General features: G+C 63.2%; 17 protein-coding genes. 3 read left to right on the top strand and 14 right to left on the bottom strand.

All coding sequences use genetic code 11. From position 1 onward, the window contains the following. Positions 1-1,288: 1,288 nt before the first annotated feature. Complete coding sequence (locus HQR01_RS13280; protein ID WP_173215351.1) at positions 1,289-2,356, bottom strand: glycerophosphodiester phosphodiesterase; 1,068 nt, start codon at positions 2,354-2,356, stop codon at positions 1,289-1,291. On the opposite strand from HQR01_RS13280, the gene HQR01_RS13275 reads away from it, so the two are divergent. Next, positions 2,355-2,522, top strand: coding sequence for a hypothetical protein (locus HQR01_RS13275; RefSeq protein ID WP_173215349.1), 168 nt, complete (start codon positions 2,355-2,357; stop codon positions 2,520-2,522). The two genes, HQR01_RS13280 and HQR01_RS13275, sit on opposite strands and share 2 nt — an antisense overlap. Here HQR01_RS13275 and HQR01_RS13270 read toward each other — a convergent pair. From HQR01_RS13270 to HQR01_RS13245, 6 genes are read right to left on the bottom strand one after another with little or no spacing between them, the layout of a single operon-like run. After that, positions 2,516-3,499, bottom strand: a complete 984-nt coding sequence (locus HQR01_RS13270; RefSeq protein WP_234030171.1) for an AAA family ATPase — start codon at positions 3,497-3,499, stop codon at positions 2,516-2,518. The genes HQR01_RS13275 and HQR01_RS13270 overlap by 7 nt on opposite strands. Beyond that, on the bottom strand, positions 3,496-4,068 hold the full coding sequence (pnuC, locus tag HQR01_RS13265) for a nicotinamide riboside transporter PnuC (protein ID WP_173215347.1): 573 nt from the start codon (positions 4,066-4,068) through the stop codon (positions 3,496-3,498). The genes HQR01_RS13270 and pnuC overlap by 4 nt, the downstream gene beginning before the upstream one ends. A gap of 9 nt (positions 4,069-4,077) precedes the next feature. Then, positions 4,078-4,425, bottom strand: a complete 348-nt coding sequence (locus tag HQR01_RS13260; RefSeq protein ID WP_173215345.1) for an arsenate reductase — start codon at positions 4,423-4,425, stop codon at positions 4,078-4,080. Between the two features lie 12 nt (positions 4,426-4,437). Further along, positions 4,438-4,911 carry a crossover junction endodeoxyribonuclease RuvC gene (gene ruvC, locus HQR01_RS13255; RefSeq protein ID WP_173215343.1) on the bottom strand — a complete coding sequence of 158 codons (474 nt, stop codon included), beginning with the start codon at positions 4,909-4,911 and terminating at the stop codon, positions 4,438-4,440. A 10-nt stretch (positions 4,912-4,921) separates the two neighbouring features. Beyond that, on the bottom strand, positions 4,922-5,275 hold the full coding sequence (locus tag HQR01_RS13250) for a DUF3147 family protein (protein WP_267905505.1): 354 nt from the start codon (positions 5,273-5,275) through the stop codon (positions 4,922-4,924). Beyond that, on the bottom strand, positions 5,272-6,024 hold the full coding sequence (locus HQR01_RS13245) for a YebC/PmpR family DNA-binding transcriptional regulator (RefSeq protein ID WP_173215339.1): 753 nt from the start codon (positions 6,022-6,024) through the stop codon (positions 5,272-5,274). Before HQR01_RS13245 ends, HQR01_RS13250 begins: the two co-directional genes overlap by 4 nt. A 65-nt stretch (positions 6,025-6,089) precedes the next feature. On the opposite strand from HQR01_RS13245, the gene HQR01_RS13240 reads away from it, so the two are divergent. Then, a complete protein-coding gene (locus HQR01_RS13240; protein ID WP_173215337.1) occupies positions 6,090-6,839 on the top strand; it encodes a CPBP family intramembrane glutamic endopeptidase in 750 nt (249 codons plus the stop codon). On the opposite strand, the gene HQR01_RS13235 is transcribed toward HQR01_RS13240, so the two are convergent. From HQR01_RS13235 to HQR01_RS13225, 3 genes are all read right to left on the bottom strand, one after another. Then, a complete protein-coding gene (locus HQR01_RS13235; RefSeq protein ID WP_199800337.1) occupies positions 6,840-7,184 on the bottom strand; it encodes a YbjQ family protein in 345 nt (114 codons plus the stop codon). A gap of 28 nt (positions 7,185-7,212) precedes the next feature. Continuing rightward, on the bottom strand, positions 7,213-7,449 hold the full coding sequence (locus tag HQR01_RS13230) for a DUF2312 domain-containing protein (protein ID WP_173215335.1): 237 nt from the start codon (positions 7,447-7,449) through the stop codon (positions 7,213-7,215). A gap of 104 nt (positions 7,450-7,553) precedes the next feature. Then, positions 7,554-7,865, bottom strand: coding sequence for a DUF1244 domain-containing protein (locus HQR01_RS13225; RefSeq protein ID WP_173216413.1), 312 nt, complete (start codon positions 7,863-7,865; stop codon positions 7,554-7,556). A gap of 49 nt (positions 7,866-7,914) precedes the next feature. On the opposite strand from HQR01_RS13225, the gene pyk reads away from it, so the two are divergent. After that, the gene (pyk, locus tag HQR01_RS13220) at positions 7,915-9,384 is read left to right on the top strand and encodes a pyruvate kinase (RefSeq protein ID WP_173215333.1); all 1,470 of its coding nucleotides are present in this window, start codon (positions 7,915-7,917) and stop codon (positions 9,382-9,384) included. On the opposite strand, the gene HQR01_RS13215 is transcribed toward pyk, so the two are convergent. The 4 genes from HQR01_RS13215 to rpoC form a co-directional block, all read right to left on the bottom strand. After that, a complete protein-coding gene (locus HQR01_RS13215; protein WP_173215331.1) occupies positions 9,381-10,673 on the bottom strand; it encodes an NADH:flavin oxidoreductase/NADH oxidase family protein in 1,293 nt (430 codons plus the stop codon). The two genes, pyk and HQR01_RS13215, sit on opposite strands and share 4 nt — an antisense overlap. Before the next feature lie 13 nt (positions 10,674-10,686). Then, positions 10,687-12,036 (bottom strand): glutamate--tRNA ligase, encoded by a 1,350-nt coding sequence (gltX, locus tag HQR01_RS13210; RefSeq protein ID WP_173215329.1) that lies wholly within the window; start codon positions 12,034-12,036, stop codon positions 10,687-10,689. A 40-nt stretch (positions 12,037-12,076) separates the two neighbouring features. Beyond that, complete coding sequence (locus HQR01_RS13205) at positions 12,077-14,413, bottom strand: putative bifunctional diguanylate cyclase/phosphodiesterase (protein ID WP_173215327.1); 2,337 nt, start codon at positions 14,411-14,413, stop codon at positions 12,077-12,079. Positions 14,414-14,549: 136 nt separating this feature from the next. After that, the gene (gene rpoC / locus HQR01_RS13200; protein ID WP_173215325.1) at positions 14,550-18,878 is read right to left on the bottom strand and encodes a DNA-directed RNA polymerase subunit beta'; all 4,329 of its coding nucleotides are present in this window, start codon (positions 18,876-18,878) and stop codon (positions 14,550-14,552) included. Between the last annotated feature and the right edge of the window lie 35 nt (positions 18,879-18,913).

Here is an 18,913-nt window from a genome sequence, read left to right as displayed (position 1 = left end):
CACAGACCCTGACTGCCGAGGAGTCACCGGAAAGGTGTCGCGGTGGCGATACCGCCAAGGTGGAAGAGAGGGGCATGGGACAGTCATGGCCGCCCACTAGGCCGGTAGGAAAGAGCGGCTTGTCGGATGAGGCTTATGATCGTCGCGATGATGCGGAGATCATTGAATGCGGCATTCCAGCGAAGATCCAGGGACACTCCATTTCTAAACGATAATGGCACGTTATAAGCGAAAGAAATAGTGATGCTTGGATTCATGACAGTAATACTGTCTTTGACATTCTTATTCTTTCTGTTTGATTTCGATCGACTCTCTGAACTCGCAGAGAAATTGGCCCATTATCTGTGGCTGCCCGGGTCTTTTTTTGCGGCTTGTTTTTGGTTACTCATGTCACTGTTATTCAGAGACATATTGATAGGCCGGCCATGAATCGACAAGTATAGGTGACAGGCCCGACGGAATACTCACCCTTACTCAGTCCCGAATATCCCCTTGACGCATGTGTGACTCGGTTGACTCGCGTCAAGGGGATAATCGGGTTTCCGTTTTGTAGACACCATACAAATCATTCACAAAGCTATAGACTTCGACATATCGAGGTATTTATCAATGTTTTATTTATCAACCATTGAATTAATGGTATTATTGTTTTGCACTATTGCTTTATTCTCTATATTTTTTACTGACCAAGTTTACAAATTCTGGAAATTATTTATTAATTTTATCATTTCTGTAGTGTATCATCCTGTGGTCTGGTTACTCCTAATTGTGCTTAAGGTCACCTGGGTAAGCGATGTTGTTGGCCAGTAGGTATAGGTGGCAGGCCCGTCGAAGCAGTCGCCCTGGCTCAGTCAGTTACCCTGCAACTGCGCAAACATGCTTCCGGCCGGTAAGACTGGCGCATTGATTTGATCACAAAGGCAATAGTATTCATTCATACGAATAATGGTTCAGCTATCATTGGATCATTTTCGTTTGTAGACGCCATACAAATAGCTTACAGAACTATAGATTTCGATATAGTTGAGGCATTTATCAATGTTTGATCGACAGATCATTGAATTTATTGTATCAACGTTGTGTGTCATTCTTTTATTTGTTATGTTTTTCACTGATCAAGCTATTGAATTCTGGAAATCATACTTAACTTACTTAACCCGGAGGGCGTATCTTAGTGCGGCCTGCTTATTCTTATTTATGCTTATGGTCGCCTGGGTAGGGCGGATCGTTAGACTGATTGCTAGACTATAGGTATAGGTGGCAGGCCCATCGAAGCAGTCACCCTAGCTCAGTTACCCTGCAACTGCACGAGCGCATCGGCCACGCGCCCCGGATCGTCGGTGAAGACGCCGTCGAGCCCGTGGGCCTTGAGGATATTGACCATCCCCAGCACATCGCCGACGCCGTTTTCCGCCGTGCCGCGACGCAGAACTGGTGGGAGGAAGGCGTTTTCCTTGCGCAGTGTCCAGCCATGCACCTTGAGGCCTGCGGCATGGGCGTCTTCCACCAGCCCCGATGGCACGCCTTCGGGCCCGAACAGCAGGCGCAAATCCGCGCCGATGGCATCAGCGTAGGTTGCAATCTCGGGCAGGCCTGACGGGGTCAGCATGTCTTCGTACAGCAAGCCGGGCTCGTCGGCAGGACCCTCACCCTGCGCGACCAGCAGCACCAGCGGCACGTCGACCATGGCGTTTAGCCGCTTGAGCGGCCCGACTTCGAAGCACTGGATGAACACCGGATCGTCGGCATCGTCGAGATCGGCCTGGCGCAGCGCGGTCACCAGCAGGTCGATGCTGTCGATACCCGCCTCCTGCAGCAGGAAAGTCGGGTGCTTGAGCTCGGGATAGATGCCGATGCGTCGACCGGTCTCGGCCTCCTTGGCGCGGACCAGCTGAAGGATCTCGGCAAAGGTCGGCACGGCATAGAGGCCGTCGAAACGGGCGTTGGCGGGGCGGATGCCGGGGATGCGCTCCTTCGCGCGGAGTGTGCGTAGTTCTGCCAGAGTGAAGTCCTCCGCGAACCAGCCGCTGACCAATTGCCCGTCGATCGTCTTGCTGCGCCTGCGGTCGGCAAATTCCTCGTGACTACCGACATCTGTGGTTCCCGACAGCTCGTTCTCATGCCGTGCGACCAGCACCAGGTCCTTGGTCACCACCAGATCGGGCTCGATATAATCGGCACCCTGGTCGATCGCGCGCTCATAGGCCGCCAGTGTATGTTCGGGCCGTTCGCCGCTGGCGCCGCGATGGGCGATCACAAGCATCTCCTGCGCGGTGAGCGGATCGACCGCCACGAGCAGGCAGAGCAGGCCCGTTAGGGCGATTTTAACCAGATGGGGTGCATTGCTGGCAGCCATGTTTAAGAAGCTCCTCCTTGTCGGGCTGATCGTGTTGGGCCTCGTATATGGCTCGGGCTACGATTTCGCGTCGCTCAAGCGGGCAATCACAAGCGCTTCGAACGAAAACGCCCGCGCCGTGATGAGCAAGTCGAACGACGGTTGGGGCCCTGACAGCGGTTACTGACACGACAGGCCGTCGATAGCCGCACGCGCGGCCGCCAATCTTTCGTCACCCGTCCCGCCGATCCGCTCGAAGCGAACCCCGGCATCGAGCAACACCCCTTCCACCAATCTGGCAAAGCGCGCACGGTCCGCCGGATCGGCGAAGAAGCGCGTACCATCATCTACCCAAGGCAGGTCGGGTTCGAGCAGCAGGTAGAGGTCGGCCTTGCCCATTTCCATGAGCTCCGCCGGGCGCTCGCCCAGCAGCATCTCGCACCAGGCGGCGGTCATCAGCGCATCGGTATCGAGCAGCAGCAGCGCACCGGCCCAGCGCGCGGCGGCCTGCGCCATCGCCTGTTGCGCACGGCCGATCAGCAGCAGGTCCTCGCGTGAAAGCGGGCCACGATGCGCCTCGCAATGGCTCCGCCCATATTCGGGGACCCAGTGCGTGCCCAGCTCGCCCGCCAATTGCGCCGCCAGGGTGGACTTGCCGGTGCTTTCCGCCCCGTGGAGGCAGACCGTGCGGCGGTAATGCGCGCGCACCGGTTCGGGGAGCAGCGGCCAATGCGCGGTGGGATCGGCACGCACCGCGCTGCCCGAAAGCGAAGCAAGGTCGTCATCGGCATTGAGCACGCGCCCACCCAGCGGCACGAAGAAGCCGTCGACATGCGCGGCGAGATCGAGGCCATAGTCCTCGCCCGCAAAGACGTAGTCGATCGGCTCGGCATGGGCCTGTGCGATGATCCGCCGCCAGATCGGCCAGAAGTCCGGACTGTCGGCGGGTTCCTGCGGGACCACTTCGCCATGGCCCACCACCCGGCAGGCAGGAAACAGGCCGCGCATCCATTCGAGTCGCAGCGGCCCGGGGATCGGATCGTCCGGCAGCCAGCAGACCAGTACTGTCAGTTCGTCGACCAGCCTTTCCGCGGCTTCGACCAGTGCGACATGGCCCGCATGAGGCGGCATGAACTTGCCCAGCAGGAAACCGCGCGTGGTCACGCGGGCGCCTCACCCCGGCGCGACGCGCGTACCCATTCGAAGAGGCCCAGCGTCGCCAGCACCAGGAAGGCGCAATAGAGCCCGGCGGTCAATTGGAGGTCACGCTGGATATAGAGCGCGATCGATCCGATATCGATGACAATCCACAGGATCCAGTTCTCGATCCGCCGCACCGACAGCAGGACCTGCGCCACCACGCTGGCCCCGGTAATCGCGGCATCGGCGAAGGGCATGGCGGCATCGGTCAGCCGGTACATCAGCGTGCCCAGCCCGACCGTGACCAGGCCCACCAGCACCAGCGAGGCGATCCGCGCGGGCCAGCCCATCCAGCGTACCGCGACCGCATGATCGAGGCCCCCCGCACGCGCCCACAGGTACCAGCCCCAGCCCTGCACCACGAAGAAGAAGACCTGCAGTCCCGCTTCGCCGTAGAGCTTCGCCTCGAAGAAGATCAGCGCGTAGAGCGTGACCATCGCCATGCCGAAGGGGTAGTTCCAGATACTGCGGCGCACGAGCAGGCCGACATTGGCCAACCCCAGCGCCACCGCAATCAGTTCGAGCGTATTCACCGCCCCGCCTTACCCCAGCGCGGCGGCCCAGGCGGCGGCGTCGAAACCGACCAGCAGGCCGCCGGGATATTCAACCACCGGGCGCTTGATCATGCCGGGCTGCTCGACCATCAGCGCCACCGCCTTGGCCGCATCGATATCGGCTTTCTGTTCGTCGGTGAGCTTGCGGAAAGTGGTACCGCGCCGGTTGAGCACGATATCGAGGCCCTGCGCCTCGATCCATGCCGCCAGCTTCACCGGATCGGCGCCTTCCTTCTTGTAGTCGTGGAAGGTGTATTCGAGGCCCTGCCCCTCCAGCCAGTTGCGGGCTTTCTTGACCGTGTCGCAGTTGGGGATACCGTAGAAGTCGATTGTCACAGGAAGTCTCCGTCAGAATTTCGCGGCGAGATGCGCATCGGCGATCGCCACGGCGAGCGCGTCGGCGGCGTCCGCACCTGCCACTTTCACCCCCGGCAGCAGCACCTTGAGCATGGCCTGGACCTGAGCCTTCTCAGCCCCGCCGGTGCCGACCACCGCCTTCTTGACCAGCCGCGCGGCATGTTCGTTGATCGCCAGCCCTGCCGCGCCGCAGGCCGCCAGCACCGCACCACGCGCCTGCGCCAGCTTGAGCGTCGATTGCGGGTTCTTGTTGAGGAAGACCTCTTCCACCGCCGCGCGATCGGGGCGGTGCGCGGCGATGACTTCGGCCAGCGCCGCCTGCAGCGCGGCCAGCCGTTCGGGCATCGGCGCCTTGGCATCGGTCGGCACCTGGCCGTTGGCGAGGTGGACAATGCGCGAGCCTTCGGACCGGATCACGCCCCAGCCGGTGCAACTGAGCGAGGGATCGAGGCCAAGGATGATCACGGACGCAGGATCACAGGCGCAGCCCGAGCCGCGGACCGACCTGCATCATGCCGAGATAGAGCGCCACTGTCAGCGCGCAGCCCAGTACCAGCGCGAACCAGAAACTCATGCCGTGGCGCAGCAACACCGGGATCAGCAGGAACATCGGCAGGCTGGGCAGCACGTACCAGAAGGTCGCTTCGGCATGCCGCGCCATGTTTTCGGCATCGGGCCGGGCCATCCACAGGAAGATCATGCCGAGGATCGAGACCAGCGGCAGGCTGGCGATGAGCGCGCCCATCGCCGGCAGCCTCCGCCCGACCTCGGCGATCGCCGCGATCATGGCGCCGGCCAGCAGCGCCTTGGCGACGAGGCTCCAGCTCAGCCCAGCTTCTCCATGATCTCGTCAGCAATCTCGTAATTGCCCCACACGGTCTGGACGTCGTCGTCATCGTCGAGCGTGTCGACCAGTTTCAGCAGGGTGGCGGCGCCGCCCTCGTCCATCGCCACGGTGATGGTCGGCTTCCACGCCAGCTTGACGGTCTCTGCCTCACCAAGAGCCTTTTCGAGGTTGCCTGCGACCTCGTGCAGCGCATCGGGCGCGGTCCAGATCGAGTGACCGCCATCTTCGCCCATGTCGCTTTCGACATCGTCCGCACCCGCCTCGATCGCGGCTTCGAGGACCTTGTCCTCGTCGCCCACGCTCACCGGATATTCGATCAGGCCGAGCCGCTCGAAACCGTGGCTCACCGAGCCTTCCGAACCGAGGTTGCCGCCGTTCTTTGAGAAGGCGGTGCGCACATTGGTGGCGGTGCGGTTGCGATTGTCGGTCAGCGCCTCGACGATCAGCGCGACGCCGCCCGGGCCGTAGCCCTCGTAGCGGACTTCTTCATAGTCCTCGCCGCCAGCCTGCGCCGCCTTGTCGATCGCGCGCTGGATATTGTCCTTGGGCATCGACTGTGCCTTGGCCGCGTTGACCGCCAGGCGCAGGCGCGGGTTCATGTCGGGATCGGGCATGCCCATTTTTGCCGCGACGGTAATTTCGCGGGACAGCTTGGAGAACATCGCCGAGCGCTTCTTGTCCTGCGCGCCCTTGCGATGCATGATGTTCTTGAATTTGGAATGGCCGGCCATGGTTTCGCTTTTGCGTAGCTGTGTTGAAGAGATGGTTGAGAGAATCTGGGGGTCGCCTTAGCCGCATGGACGCAATCACGACAAGTGGCTCGACGGAAGTCGCGCACGCAAACACCCTGCGCGGCGAATGGGCGCGCTTCGGATCCTTCCTCAAGCGCCCGGTCCTGCCCGAGCGCGCGCCCCTGCCCAACCTGACCAGCCTGGCCGCCGTGTGGCGGTTGCTGGTGCTCGATCTTCTCATCATGTCTATGCTGCTCGCCGCCGGCGCATTGGCCAGCGCCGCCGGGGTCGAATTGCCCGAAACCGCGCTCGCCGGGATGGAACTGAGCCCGGGGCTGATACTCGCCGCCGTGGTCTTTGCGCCGCTGGGCGAGGAACTACTCTTCCGCAGCTGGCTGTCCGGCCGCCCGGGACACATGCTGGCATTCCTTGCGCTGCTGGGCGGGGGTACCGCAACCGCCCTGGCCGTCGCTGGCCGCGACCAGGCATATTACCTGACTGCCGCGACCATCACTCTGCTGCTGACGGCGCTGGCGCTATACCTGCTGCGGCGACGCAATGCGTTGCGCTGGTTCGCGCGCATCTTCCCGATCGCTTTCTGGCTCAGCGCATTGCTGTTCGCCAGCGCGCACCTGTTCAACTTCTCCGAAGAGAACCTGCTGGCGCTGGCGCCGCTGGTGCTGCCGCAATTCGCCATCGGGCTGGTGCTGGGCTATGCCCGGGTTAATTACGGCCTGTGGTCGAGCATGCTGCTCCACCTGCTGCACAACGGTGCCTTCATCAGCCTGGTGCTGCTGGCGAGCAGTGCGGCCTGATCAGATCCGCACCGCCGTGCCGCTGGCGCTGACCATCAGCATCGAGCCCTTGCTGCCGATTACCTCATAGTCGAGATCGACCCCGACCACGGCGTTGCCGCCGCGCCGGTCACATTCGGCCTGCATTTCCTGCACCGCGCGCTGGCGCGCATCCTGCAGCACCCGTTCGTAGCTACCTGCACGCCCGCCGAAGAAATCGCGCAGGCCGGCGAACATGTCACGGAACACATTGGCGCCGAGGATCACCTCGCCCGACACCAGTCCCAGGTAGGACTGGATCGGGTGCCCCTCGATCGTCGGGGTCGTGGTGACCAGAATTACGCGGCGTTCGGGCAGTTGGGCCATGGTTCAGATACCCCCAGTTGGAATACGGTCAGGCGAGGCCAAGTGCGGCCTTATAGGTGTCGAGAATGGTTTCCATCTCGCGCCGGTCATCGGGCTTCATCTTCCGCAGGCGGACGATCTGGCGCATGATCTTGGTGTCATAGCCGACCGCCTTGGCTTCGGCGTAGACGTCGCGGATATCGTCGGCGATGCCCTTCTTTTCTTCTTCGAGGCGTTCGATGCGCTCGATCAGCAAGCGCAGGCGGTCGTCGGTGGCTTCGGCCATGTAGAATAAGCTCCGGTTCTGTGAGAATCGCCGCGAGGACGAAAGCGGCTGCGATAGCCAGCAGGCCGCGCTGGGTGAAGGGTGCGAATCCCTATTCTTGTGCGTTATTCCTTCGCGTTCCGGGCCAGGCTCGCTTCCATCCGCGCCAGCTGCTCGGGGGTCGCGGGAGTCTGGCGGGTCGCCTTCCATTCATCCTGCGGCATGCCGTGGATCACTTCGCGCGCGGTCGCCTTGTCGCCATCGAAGCCGCCATCGACGATCCAGTCGGCAAGGCAGTTCCGGCAGAAGCCCGCCAGCCCCATCAAATCGATGTTCTGCGCGTCGTGGCGGTGACGCAGGTGTCGCACCAGCCGGCGAAACGCAGTTGCCGCTACGGCATCGGGGAGCTGGTCGAGCGGGTCTGTATTCGTATCCATGAAACTGTTGTCCTTGAGTTGCAGCACGCCTGTGCCATAGGCGTCTGCCATGCAAAAGCTCGATCCCAAGCGTGTCGATCCCCGTGGCCGCAAGGTCAAGATCCTCGCCACCGTCGGCCCCGCCAGCCGTTCGCCCGAAATGCTCGCCCGCCTGTTCAAGGCCGGCGTCGACGCCTTCCGGGTCAACATGAGCCACGGCGAACACGCCGATCACGAGAAGACGATCCAGGCGATCCGCGCGATGGAGAAGGACTTCCACCGCCCGATCGCGATCCTCGCCGACCTGCAGGGCCCCAAGCTGCGCGTGGGCAAGTTCAAGGATGGGCAGGCGGTGATCCGCCATTCGGGCCATTTCACGCTCGATCGCGATCCCACCCCGGGTGACGAGACCCGCGTCGAGCTGCCGCACCCCGAACTGTTCGGGCTGCTTAGCAAGGGCCAGCGCCTGCTGATCAACGACGGCAAGATCCGCCTGAAGGTGATCAGCGCCGACAAAGACAAGATCCTCTGTTCGGCCGAGGTCGGCGGGGTCATTTCCGACCGCAAGGGCGTGAACGTGCCCGATGCCGAAGTGCCGATCCCGGCGCTGACCGACAAGGACCGCAAGGACCTTGCCTTTGCCATGCAGCAGGGGGTCGACTGGATTGGCCTCAGCTTTGTGCAGCGGCCCGAAGACCTTGCCGAAGCACGCAAGCTGATGGGCGGGCAAGGCGCGCTCTGCGCCAAGATCGAAAAGCCGATGGCGGTACGTCGGCTGGACGAGATCATCGAGCTGTCCGACGGCATCATGGTCGCGCGCGGCGACCTGGGCGTCGAGCTCGAACCGCAGGAAGTCCCGCCGCTGCAGAAGCGGATCGTCAACAAGGCGCGCACCGCGGGCAAGCCGGTGATCGTGGCGACGCAGATGCTCGAAAGCATGATCGAAAGCCCCGCCCCGACCCGCGCCGAAGTCTCCGACGTGGCCAATGCGGTCTATGACGGGGCCGACGCGGTGATGCTCAGCGCCGAAACCGCCGCCGGCGAATGGCCCGAAGAAGCGGTCACGATCATGCACAAGATCGCCCGCCAGGTCGAACGCGACGAGGCCTATCTGGCCCGCGTGCGGTTTCTCGAGACGATGCCCGACGCAACCACTGCCGACGCGCTGGCGCATGCCTGCATGACCGTGGCCGATACGGTGGCGATCAGCGCGATCACGGTCTTCACCGGTTCGGGTTCGACCGCACGCCGCGTTGCGCGCGAGCGACCAAGTGTGCCGATGCTGGTGCTGACCCCCAGCATGAAGACCGCCCGCCGCCTGGGCCTGCTGTGGGGCGCGCATGCGGTGGCAACCAAGGATATCGGCAGCTTCGAAGAGATGATCGCCAAGGGCAAGCGCATGTCGCTGCGCCATGGCTTCGGCGAAGCGGGCAGCAAGCTGATCGCCCTGGCAGGCGTGCCCTTTGGCACCCCCGGTTCGACCAATTTGATGCATGTCGTCACCATTAGCGGCGACGAACTCGACAAGCACGGCAACTAGAGCGCGCGGCGTTCCTTCATGATGCGCCGATTGCGCGCATCGACGATCCGGAAGGCCTTGAAGACCGAAAGGTCGCGATCGACCCGGCCGTGATGGCCGAGCAGCCAGATCTGCTCGTAGAACCAGTAGATGCCCGCGAAACCATTGATCGCCTTCATCATTTGCAAGCGCTTGAGGAAGCCCAGCCATTCGGGCAGCAGGTCGAGGTTGTCTTCGTAGCGGGCAAGCCGCTCGGCGCCCGCCAGCAGCTGGGCCGGGGCGTCGGTATCGACGCACATCGGGCGACCGATGCCGATAACGTCAGCCGCACCGCTCGCCAACGCCTCTTCCATCGCGGCACGGGTGCGGAAGCCGCCGGTCACCATCAGCGGGACGGATACCTCTGCCTGCATCGCCTTGGCGAAATCGACGAAATAGGCCTCGCGCGCGGCGGTCGACGGGGCGACATTCTGCGCCTCTACCGCCTCCTGCCCCTCGATACCCAGCAGCCGAGGCTGCTCGTAGGTGCCGCCAGAAATCTCGATCAGGTCGACTGATGCCGCTTCCAGCCATTGCACGACCCTGAGGCTGTCGCCGAAATCGAAGCCGCCCTTTTGGAAGTCGGCGCTGTTGAGCTTGACCGAGATCGGGAAGGCGGGCCCCACGGCATCGCGCACCGCGCGCACAATCTCCAGCAGGAAGCGCGCACGGTTCTCCAGGCTGCCGCCATAATCGTCGCTGCGCAGGTTCACCCGCGGCGAAAGGAATTGCGAGATCAGATAGCCATGCGCGCCATGGATCTGCACCCCAGTGAAGCCCGCTTCCTGGCAGGCGCGTGCCGCCACCGCCCAACGGTTGACGAGATCGGCAATCTCCTCACGCGTCAACGGCGTGGGCTTGGCGAACTGCCCGCCGGGCAGTGCCAGCTGAACGTCGGAAGAGGATTTGGGCCGCGGGTTGACCAGCTTCTGCGTCTGGCGCCCACCATGGCTGATCTGCGCCCAGAAGTGATTGCCGCCGCGCGTGGCTGCGCGCGCCCAGCTGGCTAGCCGCGCCGTCATGTCGGCATCGGGTTCACGCTCGATCACGACATTGCCGGGCCGCTCGAGATGGTCCTTGTCGACGATGATATTGCCCGACAACAGCATGCCGGCACCGCCATCGGACCAGATGCCATAGAGGCGCTCGAGTTCGGGAGTGGGGCGTCCGTCGGGCTTGGCCAGCCCTTCGGTCATCGCGGCCTTGGAAATACGGTTGGGAAGCACGGCGCCGCAGGGCAGTTCGAGGCTCGATCCCAGCGTTACCCCCATCGTATTCCTCCCGCTATTTACCAGCTGCCTCCGCCAAACGTGCCCGCGCACGGTCCTCGCCGATCAGCGGCAGCAATTCGCCCATGTCGGGCCCATGGTCCATTCCCGTCAAGGCCTGGCGCAGCGGGAGGAACAGCTGCTTGCCCTTGCGCCCGGTCGCATCCTTGAGTGCGGCGGTGAGCGCGTGCCACGGATCGTCGCCCCACGCGAGTGTCCGGGCAGCCTCGTCCAAATAGGCGCGGTCCTCGTCGGAAAACTCCGGCTGATCGATCGGGCCCGTCACCAAACGCCACCATTCACCGGCTTCCGCGACATGGCTCAGGTTCGGGCGGATCGCGTGCCAGCCGGTTTCGTCCATGCCCTGCGGCAGGCGATGGACAACAGTGGCGAAATCCATCTGGTGTACCAGCGTAGTGTTGATCCGCGCCAGCTCCGCGTCGTCGAACTTGGCCGGGGCACGCCCGAAGCTGCCAAGATCGAAGCTCTCGATTAGGACCGCGCGATCGGCAATGGGTTCGACCGGCAGTGAGGTGCCCAACCGGGCCAGCAGCGCTATCAACGCCTGCGGTTCGATGCCCTGTTCGCGGAAGGCGTCGCAGCCGAGCGCGCCAAGCCGTTTCGAGAGCTTGCCTTCACGCCCGACCAGCAGCGCCTCATGCGCGAAACGCGGAATTTGCTGCGCACCATAGTGTGCAGCAATAAGTGCGGTAAACATCTGGATTTGAACGGCAGTGTTGCTGACATGGTCCTCGCCGCGCAATACATCGGTTACGCCCATGTCGAGATCGTCGATCGCGCTTGGCAGCATGTAGAGCCAGCTACCATCGGCCCGGCGGATTACCGGGTCGGACAGCTGCGCGGGATCGAATTTCTGCGCGCCCCGGATACCGTCATCCCACATGATCGGCTCACCGTGATCGAGCTTGAAGCGCCAATGGGGGGCGATCCCTTCGGCCTCCTTGGCCGCACGCTCGGCGTCGTTCAGCGCCAGTGCCGCCCGATCGTAGATCGGCGGTACGCCGCGGCCGAGCTGGATCTTGCGCTTGAGCTCCAGCTCCTGCTGCGTCTCGTAGCAGGGATAGACCCGCCCGGCTTCGCGCAGGGCCACAAAGGCACGTTCGTAAATCTCCAGCCTGTGCGACTGCCGCTCTTCGCCATCGGGCTCGAGACCGAGCCAGCCGAGATCGGCGCGGATCGCGTCGACGTAGTCCTCACGGCTACGTTCCGCGTCGGTATCGTCGATCCGCAGCAGAAAGCGCCCGCCCGCCTTCCTCGCCAGCATCCAGTTATGCAGCGCGGTGCGGATATTGCCGACATGGAGGCGGCCGGTCGGGGATGGTGCGAAACGCGTGATTACAGGCATGAAGGCGCCGATAGCCGAGCGCGGCGCCCTTGGCGAGACGTCAGGCGTGCCTGCCTTCGCGTCGTTTCATCGCTGCTTCGCGTGCCTTGCGATAGTCGAGCACGTCGGAACCCTTGCCGGTCATCGAGGCTTCGAGCGCTTCGGGCGTGGCGAACGCGTCCCCCGGGGCAGGTTCGCAGATCAGGAAACCCTGGGCTTCCTGGCAACCGAGCTTGCGCAACAGGTCCAGCTGGCTGCGATTCTCGATCCCTTCGGCCGTGGTCTGCATGCCCATTGCTTCGGCGAGGCGGGTGATGCTCGAAACGATAGCCTGGGCATTGAGATCATCTTCGATCCCGACCACAAACTTGCGATCGATCTTGATGCGATCGAACAGCGCCTGGCGCAGATATCCGAGCGAGGAATAACCGGTCCCGAAATCGTCGAGCGCGATGCGCGTACCAAGCTCGCGCAGGCGGGCCAGCGTATCGTTGCCGGTTTCGCTCTCGACCATCAGGACGTGCTCGGTGATTTCGAATTCGACCCGTTCCGGGGCAATGCTATTGCTGTGCAGGGCCTGCGCCACCAACGCGATCAGGTGGGGGCTGCGCACCTGCGTCGGCGAAAGGTTGATGGCGATCCGGAAGTCGCCCTTCCAACGCGAGATTTCGGCCAGGGCCTGGCGGATGACCCAGCCGCCGATCGGCAGGATCAGGCCGGTCTCCTCGGCAATCGGCAGGAAGTCGTTCGGCCCGATCAGGCCACGCCGCGGATGGTGCCAGCGCAACAGCGCCTCGTAGCCGGTGATGCCACCGTCATCGAGATTGATCACCGGCTGGTAGTGCAGCCGCAACTGGCCGCGGGTGACGGCGTCGCGCAGGTCGCTTTCGAGTTCGCGCCGCTCGCGCGCTTCGCGGTCGAGGCCCTGTTCGAACATGGCCAGCGTGTCGCGCCCCTTGCGCTTGGCCGCGAACAGCGCGAGGTCGGCGCGGCGCATCAGCTCTTCGGCATCGCAATCGCCGTCGCTGCAGCGCGCCACGCCGATGCTGGTCGAGACGCGATAGAGCTGGCCTTCGATCTCATAGGGTTCGCGCACCACCGAGAGGAAACGGTGCGCGCGCTCGATCAACATGCCCATACCCGCACGCGTTTCGATCAGGACGGCGAATTCGTCCCCACCCAGCCGCGCGACAAGGTCTTCATCGCGCACTTCCTGTTCCAGCCGGTTGCCCACCTCGCGCAGCAGGCGGTCCCCCACCAGATGGCCGCGCGTATCGTTGACCGACTTGAAATCATCGAGGTCGAGATAGAACAGGGCCACGTCGCTGCCGCGCTCTCCGTTCTCGCCCAGCATGGTGCGCAGCCGTTCGTTGAACAGGTAGCGGTTGGCCAGCCCGGTAAGGCTGTCGTAATGCGCCATGAAGGCGACGCGTTCCTCGATAAGCCGATCATGCGTGACGTCGCGCACGACCCCCCGCATCCAGCCATCATCGCGCGGACGCGCCGACAGGCGCCAGTACCGCATCTCGCCGTCGACCCGCAGCTTGACCAGCAGGTCGCGGAACGGGCTGCATTCGACGAGGTGGCGGGCCAGGCGATCACGCTCTTCCCCCGGCTGGAAGAGGTTGATCAGCGGCGTCCCTTCGAGCCGCTCGACATCGCTGCCTGCCGCCGCAGCAAAACGCGGCGCTACGCGGCGCAGCGTTCCGCCCGGAGCTACCGTCCAAAGCCAGTCGCTCGATTGCTCTTCGAAATCATGCAGCAGCATCGCGACCGTATCGGCTGCCTCGACGCTGCCGATCTCGTTGACGATACCGTCGACGAACTGTCGGTCGAGCCGACCGACCGCGATCCACAAGGTGATCGAATAGACCACCAGCAGCAGGAGCAACGGCCAGGAATGGCTGCCGTAGGTTGCGATGGAGGCCACCGCCATGCCCGCGCCGAGGAGGATAATGTGGGCATAGCCCGCGCGCGGGACACTACGATGCAGCAGGAGGACGCCGACGAACATGGCCGCGGCTATGCCCGAGAGGGCCGGCAGCGCGCTGGCGCGCCCAAGGATCGCGAAAATTGGGATGCCGATTGCCCAAACCAGGCTGACCGCACCCATCACTAGCACAACCTTGCGAAGGCTGGCTTCGATATAGTGGATGTCGGTCGATTCCATGTCGGTCAGGCGCAGCAGGGCGAAACGTGCCGCGAGGACCAGCGCAATACTGACGCCCCAGATGACCGGAGCCGGGTGACTCAGCGTATCGCGATAGATGCCCAGTAGGACGGCGGTCGAGGCAAGGCTCGACAGAATGGCCGTCGGTCCCCCGAGAGACACAGCGCGGAGCCTCCGAACGAGGATCTGCAGACGCACGTCGTCGCTATGTGAATCAGGCTCGGTCATTGCACTCCGTCCCGATTTACGTCGTTATGGTTAAATAAGGAATATCACGGGCGAAACACCACCGGGATCACAAGTAAAGAGGCCCCGCAGATCGCTCTGCGAGGCCTCGATTTGTCGGCTAAGCGACGGGTCGGGCTTATTCGCCGTCCCGGGCTTCCTCGTTCAAGTAGTCACCGGCGTCGGCATCGGTTCCATGGGTCTCGCCTTCGACCGCTGCCAGCGGATCGTCGCCGATCGCCGCTTCGGGGCCCTGGGCGAGTTCCGCCGCATGCTCTTCCTCGGCGGTGTTGGCCGCGATGATCGCTTCCTGCGCCCGCTTCCACTGCGCGCGCAGCGCGGCGTCGCGGCTGGAGGCGGTGATGCGCATGCGGTTCATGCCCGCGCCGGTACCGGCGGGGATGAGACGGCCCACGATCACGTTTTCCTTCAGGCCGATCAGCGTGTCCTTCTTACCCTCGACCGCGGCCTGGGTAAGCACGCGGGTGGTCTCCTGGAAAGAGGCCGCCGAGATGAAGGAGCGGGTCTGCAGCGAGGCCTTGGTAATGCCCAGCAGGATCGGGGTGCCCGTGGCCGGCTGCTTGCCCTTGGGCAGCTTCGCATTGACCTCGTTGAGTTCCTCGACGTCGACCTGTTCGCCCGGCAGCAGCACGGTATCGCCGCCATCGGTGATCTCGACCTTCTGCAGCATCTGGCGAACGATCACCTCGATGTGCTTGTCGTTGATCTTCACGCCCTGCAGTCGATAGACTTCCTGGATTTCGTTCACGAGGTACTCGGCGAGCGCCTCGACGCCCAGGACTTCGAGGATGTCGTGCGGATTGGGCGAGCCGGAAATCAGGGTGTCACCCTTCTTCACATAGTCGCCTTCCTGCACGTCGATCACCTTGGTCTTGGGGATCAGGTATTCGACTGCATCACCTTCTTCCGGCACGATCGCGATCTTGCGCTTGGCCTTGTACTCGCGGACGAATTCGATCTTGCCCGAAATCTTGGCAATGATCGCATTGTCCTTGGGCAGGCGGGCTTCGAACAGCTCGGCAACACGCGGCAGACCGCCGGTGATGTCGCGGGTCTTCGCCGCTTCGCGCGACGCACGGGCAAGGATGTCGCCCGCTTCGACCTGCTGGCCGTCCTCGACCGACAGCGTGGTGCCCGGCGCCAGCATGTAGCGCGCGGCTTCGCTTTCGTCCCCGGCATCGTTGAACAGCGTCAGGCGCGGGCGCAGGTCTTCCTTGCGCTTGCGGCCCGAGGCACGCAGTTCGGTGACGACGCGCTGGGCGATACCGGTGGCATCGTCGACGCGTTCTTCCATGGTCGTACCGTCGATCAGGTCCTGGTACTTCACCACGCCCGAGGTTTCGGTGATGATCGGCAGCGAGAACGGATCCCATTCCGCCAGGCGTTCGCCTTCCTTCACCTTCTCGCCGTCCTTGTGCATCAGGACGGTACCGTAGGGCACCTTGTGGATCTCGCGCTCGCGACCCTCGGCGTCGATCACCGCCAGCTCGCCGTTGCGGGCAAGCGACAGGATACGACCCTTCTTGTCGACGATGGTCGGCATGTCGCGATAGACGACCTTACCGTCCGAGATCGCCTCGAGGTGGCTAGTCTCGTTGAGCTGCGCCGCACCACCGATGTGGAAGGTACGCATGGTCAGCTGCGTGCCCGGTTCACCGATAGACTGCGCCGCGATGACGCCCACGGCTTCGCCGATGTTGACCGGGGTACCGCGCGCAAGGTCACGACCGTAGCAGGTCGCGCAGACGCCCTGGGCGGCTTCGCAGACCAGCGGCGAACGGATCTTGGCAACCTGCACTTCGGCTTCCTCGATCGCCTTGACCATCGGCTCGTCGATCAGCGTGCCGGCGGGCACGATGACTTCGCCAGTGGCGACGTTGACGATGTCTTCGGCCGTGGTGCGACCGAGGATGCGTTCGCCGATCGAAGCGATGACCGAACCGCCCTGCACGATCGCACGCATTTCCAGCGCGTTTTCGGTGCCGCAATCCTCTTCGATGATGACGCAGTCCTGCGACACGTCGACGAGGCGGCGGGTCAGGTAACCCGAGTTCGCGGTCTTGAGCGCCGTATCCGCGAGACCCTTACGGGCGCCGTGGGTCGAGTTGAAGTACTCGAGGACGTTCAGGCCTTCCTTGAAGTTCGAGATGATCGGGTTCTCGATGATCTCGCCCGACGGCTTGGCCATCAGGCCGCGCATGCCGGCGAGCTGCTTCATCTGCGCCGGGCTACCACGCGCACCAGAGTGGCTCATCATGTAGATCGAGTTAATCTGGGCTTCCTTGCCGTCGTCGCCGATCGGCTTGGCGCGGATCTTGTCCATCATGGCATCGGCCACCTGGTCGCCGCAACGGCTCCAGGCGTCGATCACCTTGTTGTACTTTTCCTGCTGGGTGATGAGGCCGTCCTGGTACTGCTGCTCATAGTCGGCAACCAGCGACTTGGTCGCCTCGACCAGTTCGATCTTCTCTTCGGGGATGATCATGTCGTCCTTGCCGAAGGAGATGCCGGCCTTGAACGCGTGGCGGAAGCCCAGCGCCATGATGGCGTCGGCGAACAGCACCGTGTCCTTCTGGCCGGTGTGGCGATAGACCTCATCGATAACGTCGGCGATATCCTTCTTGGTCAGCAGGCGATTGACGATGTCGAAGGGAACCTTGTGGTTCTTCGGCAGGCATTCGCCGATCAGCATGCGGCCCGGCGTGGTCTCGAAGCGGACCATGCTGACCTTGCCGCTCTCGTCGGCCTGCGGCACGCGCGCGATGATCTTGGTGTGCAGCGTAACTGCCTTGATCTCGAGCGCCTGGTGCACCTCGGCCATGTCCGAGAACATCTGCAGCTTCTCGACCTTCTCGCCCTTGTCGTTCTCGGTGAACTCCGGGGTCTTCTCCTGGCGTTCCATCGACAGGTAGTAGAGGCCCAGCACCATGTCCTGCGACGGAACGATGATCGGCTTGCCGTTGGCGGGCGAGAGGATGTTGTTGGTCGACATCATCAGCACGCGCGCTTCCAGCTGCGCCTCGAGGCTCAGCGGGACGTGCACGGCCATCTGGTCACCGTCGAAGTCGGCGTTGAACGCGGCGCAGACCAGCGGGTGGAGCTGGATCGCCTTGCCTTCGATCAGCACCGGCTCGAAAGCCTGGATGCCGAGACGGTGGAGCGTCGGCGCGCGGTTCAGCAGGACGGGGTGTTCGCGGATGACTTCATCCAGGATGTCCCAGACTTCCTTGCGTTCCTTCTCGACCCACTTCTTCGCCTGCTTGAGGGTCATCGAGAGACCCTTGGCGTCGAGGCGCGCGTAGATGAACGGCTTGAACAGCTCGAGCGCCATCTTCTTGGGCAGGCCGCACTGGTGCAGCTTGAGTTCCGGGCCGGTCACGATGACCGAACGGCCCGAATAGTCGACGCGCTTGCCGAGCAGGTTCTGGCGGAAGCGGCCCTGCTTGCCCTTGAGCATGTCGCTGAGCGACTTGAGCGGACGCTTGTTGGCGCCGGTGATCACGCGGCCACGACGGCCGTTGTCGAACAGCGCGTCGACCGCTTCCTGCAGCATGCGCTTTTCGTTGCGGACGATGATGTCCGGCGCGCGCAGCTCCATCAGGCGCTTGAGGCGGTTGTTGCGGTTGATCACGCGACGGTAGAGGTCGTTGAGGTCCGAGGTCGCGAAGCGGCCACCGTCGAGCGGCACCAGCGGGCGCAGTTCGGGCGGGATGACCGGGATCACTTCGAGGATCATCCATTCGGGACGGTTGCCCGATTCAATGAAACTCTCGACGACCTTGAGGCGCTTGATGATCTTCTTCGGCTTGAGCGCGGACTTGGTGGTCGCGAGCTCTTGGAGAAGGTCTTCCTTTTCCTGCTCGAGGTCGAGGTCCATCAGCATGACCTTGACTGCTTCGGCACCGATCGAGGCCGAGAAGGCGTCTTCGCCATACTCGTCCTGCGCTTCGAGCAGTTCGTCTTCAGTCAGCAGCTGGAACTTCTCGAGCGGGGTCAGGCCGGGCTCGGTGACGATGTAGCTCTCGAAATAGAGCACGCGCTCGAGCTGCTTGAGCTGCATGTCGAGCAGCAGGCCGATGCGCGACGGCAGCGACTTGAGGAACCAGATGTGCGCGACCGGGGCGGCGAGCTCGATGTGGCCCATGCGCTCGCGGCGGACCTTGGTCACGGTGACTTCGACGCCGCACTTTTCGCAGACGACGCCCTTGTACTTCATGCGCTTGTACTTGCCGCACAGGCACTCGTAGTCCTTCACCGGGCCGAAGATGCGCGCGCAGAACAGACCGTCACGTTCGGGCTTGAACGTACGGTAGTTGATCGTTTCCGGCTTCTTGATCTCGCCGAAGGACCAGCTGCGAATGCGCTCGGGCGACGCGATGCCGATCTGGATCTCGTCGAAAGTCTCCGGTTTGGCCAGCTGGTTGGTGAATTTGGTCAGTTCGTTCATGACTTAATTCCCTAAACGGGTGAATTCTCTTGGGG

The organism is Erythrobacter mangrovi (assembly GCF_013260645.1).
Classification (GTDB): Bacteria; Pseudomonadota; Alphaproteobacteria; order Sphingomonadales; family Sphingomonadaceae; genus Qipengyuania; species Qipengyuania mangrovi.
The sequence above is the reverse complement of the archived record's forward strand: the minus strand, read 5'-3'. Positions and strand labels throughout refer to the sequence as shown.

Excerpts from the sequence above, each read along its gene's own strand:
- gltX (WP_173215329.1), bottom strand. The coding sequence starts at position 12,036 with ATGCCTGTAATCACGCGTTTCGCACCATCCCCGACCGGCCGCCTCCAT.
- pyk (WP_173215333.1), top strand. The coding sequence starts at position 7,915 with ATGCAAAAGCTCGATCCCAAGCGTGTCGATCCCCGTGGCCGCAAGGTC.
- HQR01_RS13240 (WP_173215337.1), top strand. The coding sequence starts at position 6,090 with ATGGACGCAATCACGACAAGTGGCTCGACGGAAGTCGCGCACGCAAAC.
- rpoC (WP_173215325.1), bottom strand. The coding sequence starts at position 18,878 with ATGAACGAACTGACCAAATTCACCAACCAGCTGGCCAAACCGGAGACT.
- HQR01_RS13275 (WP_173215349.1), top strand. The coding sequence starts at position 2,355 with ATGTTTAAGAAGCTCCTCCTTGTCGGGCTGATCGTGTTGGGCCTCGTA.
- HQR01_RS13205 (WP_173215327.1), bottom strand. The coding sequence starts at position 14,413 with ATGACCGAGCCTGATTCACATAGCGACGACGTGCGTCTGCAGATCCTC.
- HQR01_RS13245 (WP_173215339.1), bottom strand. The coding sequence starts at position 6,024 with ATGGCCGGCCATTCCAAATTCAAGAACATCATGCATCGCAAGGGCGCG.
- HQR01_RS13215 (WP_173215331.1), bottom strand. The coding sequence starts at position 10,673 with ATGGGGGTAACGCTGGGATCGAGCCTCGAACTGCCCTGCGGCGCCGTG.
- HQR01_RS13280 (WP_173215351.1), bottom strand. The coding sequence starts at position 2,356 with ATGGCTGCCAGCAATGCACCCCATCTGGTTAAAATCGCCCTAACGGGC.
- HQR01_RS13225 (WP_173216413.1), bottom strand. The coding sequence starts at position 7,865 with ATGGATACGAATACAGACCCGCTCGACCAGCTCCCCGATGCCGTAGCG.
- HQR01_RS13235 (WP_199800337.1), bottom strand. The coding sequence starts at position 7,184 with ATGGCCCAACTGCCCGAACGCCGCGTAATTCTGGTCACCACGACCCCG.
- HQR01_RS13230 (WP_173215335.1), bottom strand. The coding sequence starts at position 7,449 with ATGGCCGAAGCCACCGACGACCGCCTGCGCTTGCTGATCGAGCGCATC.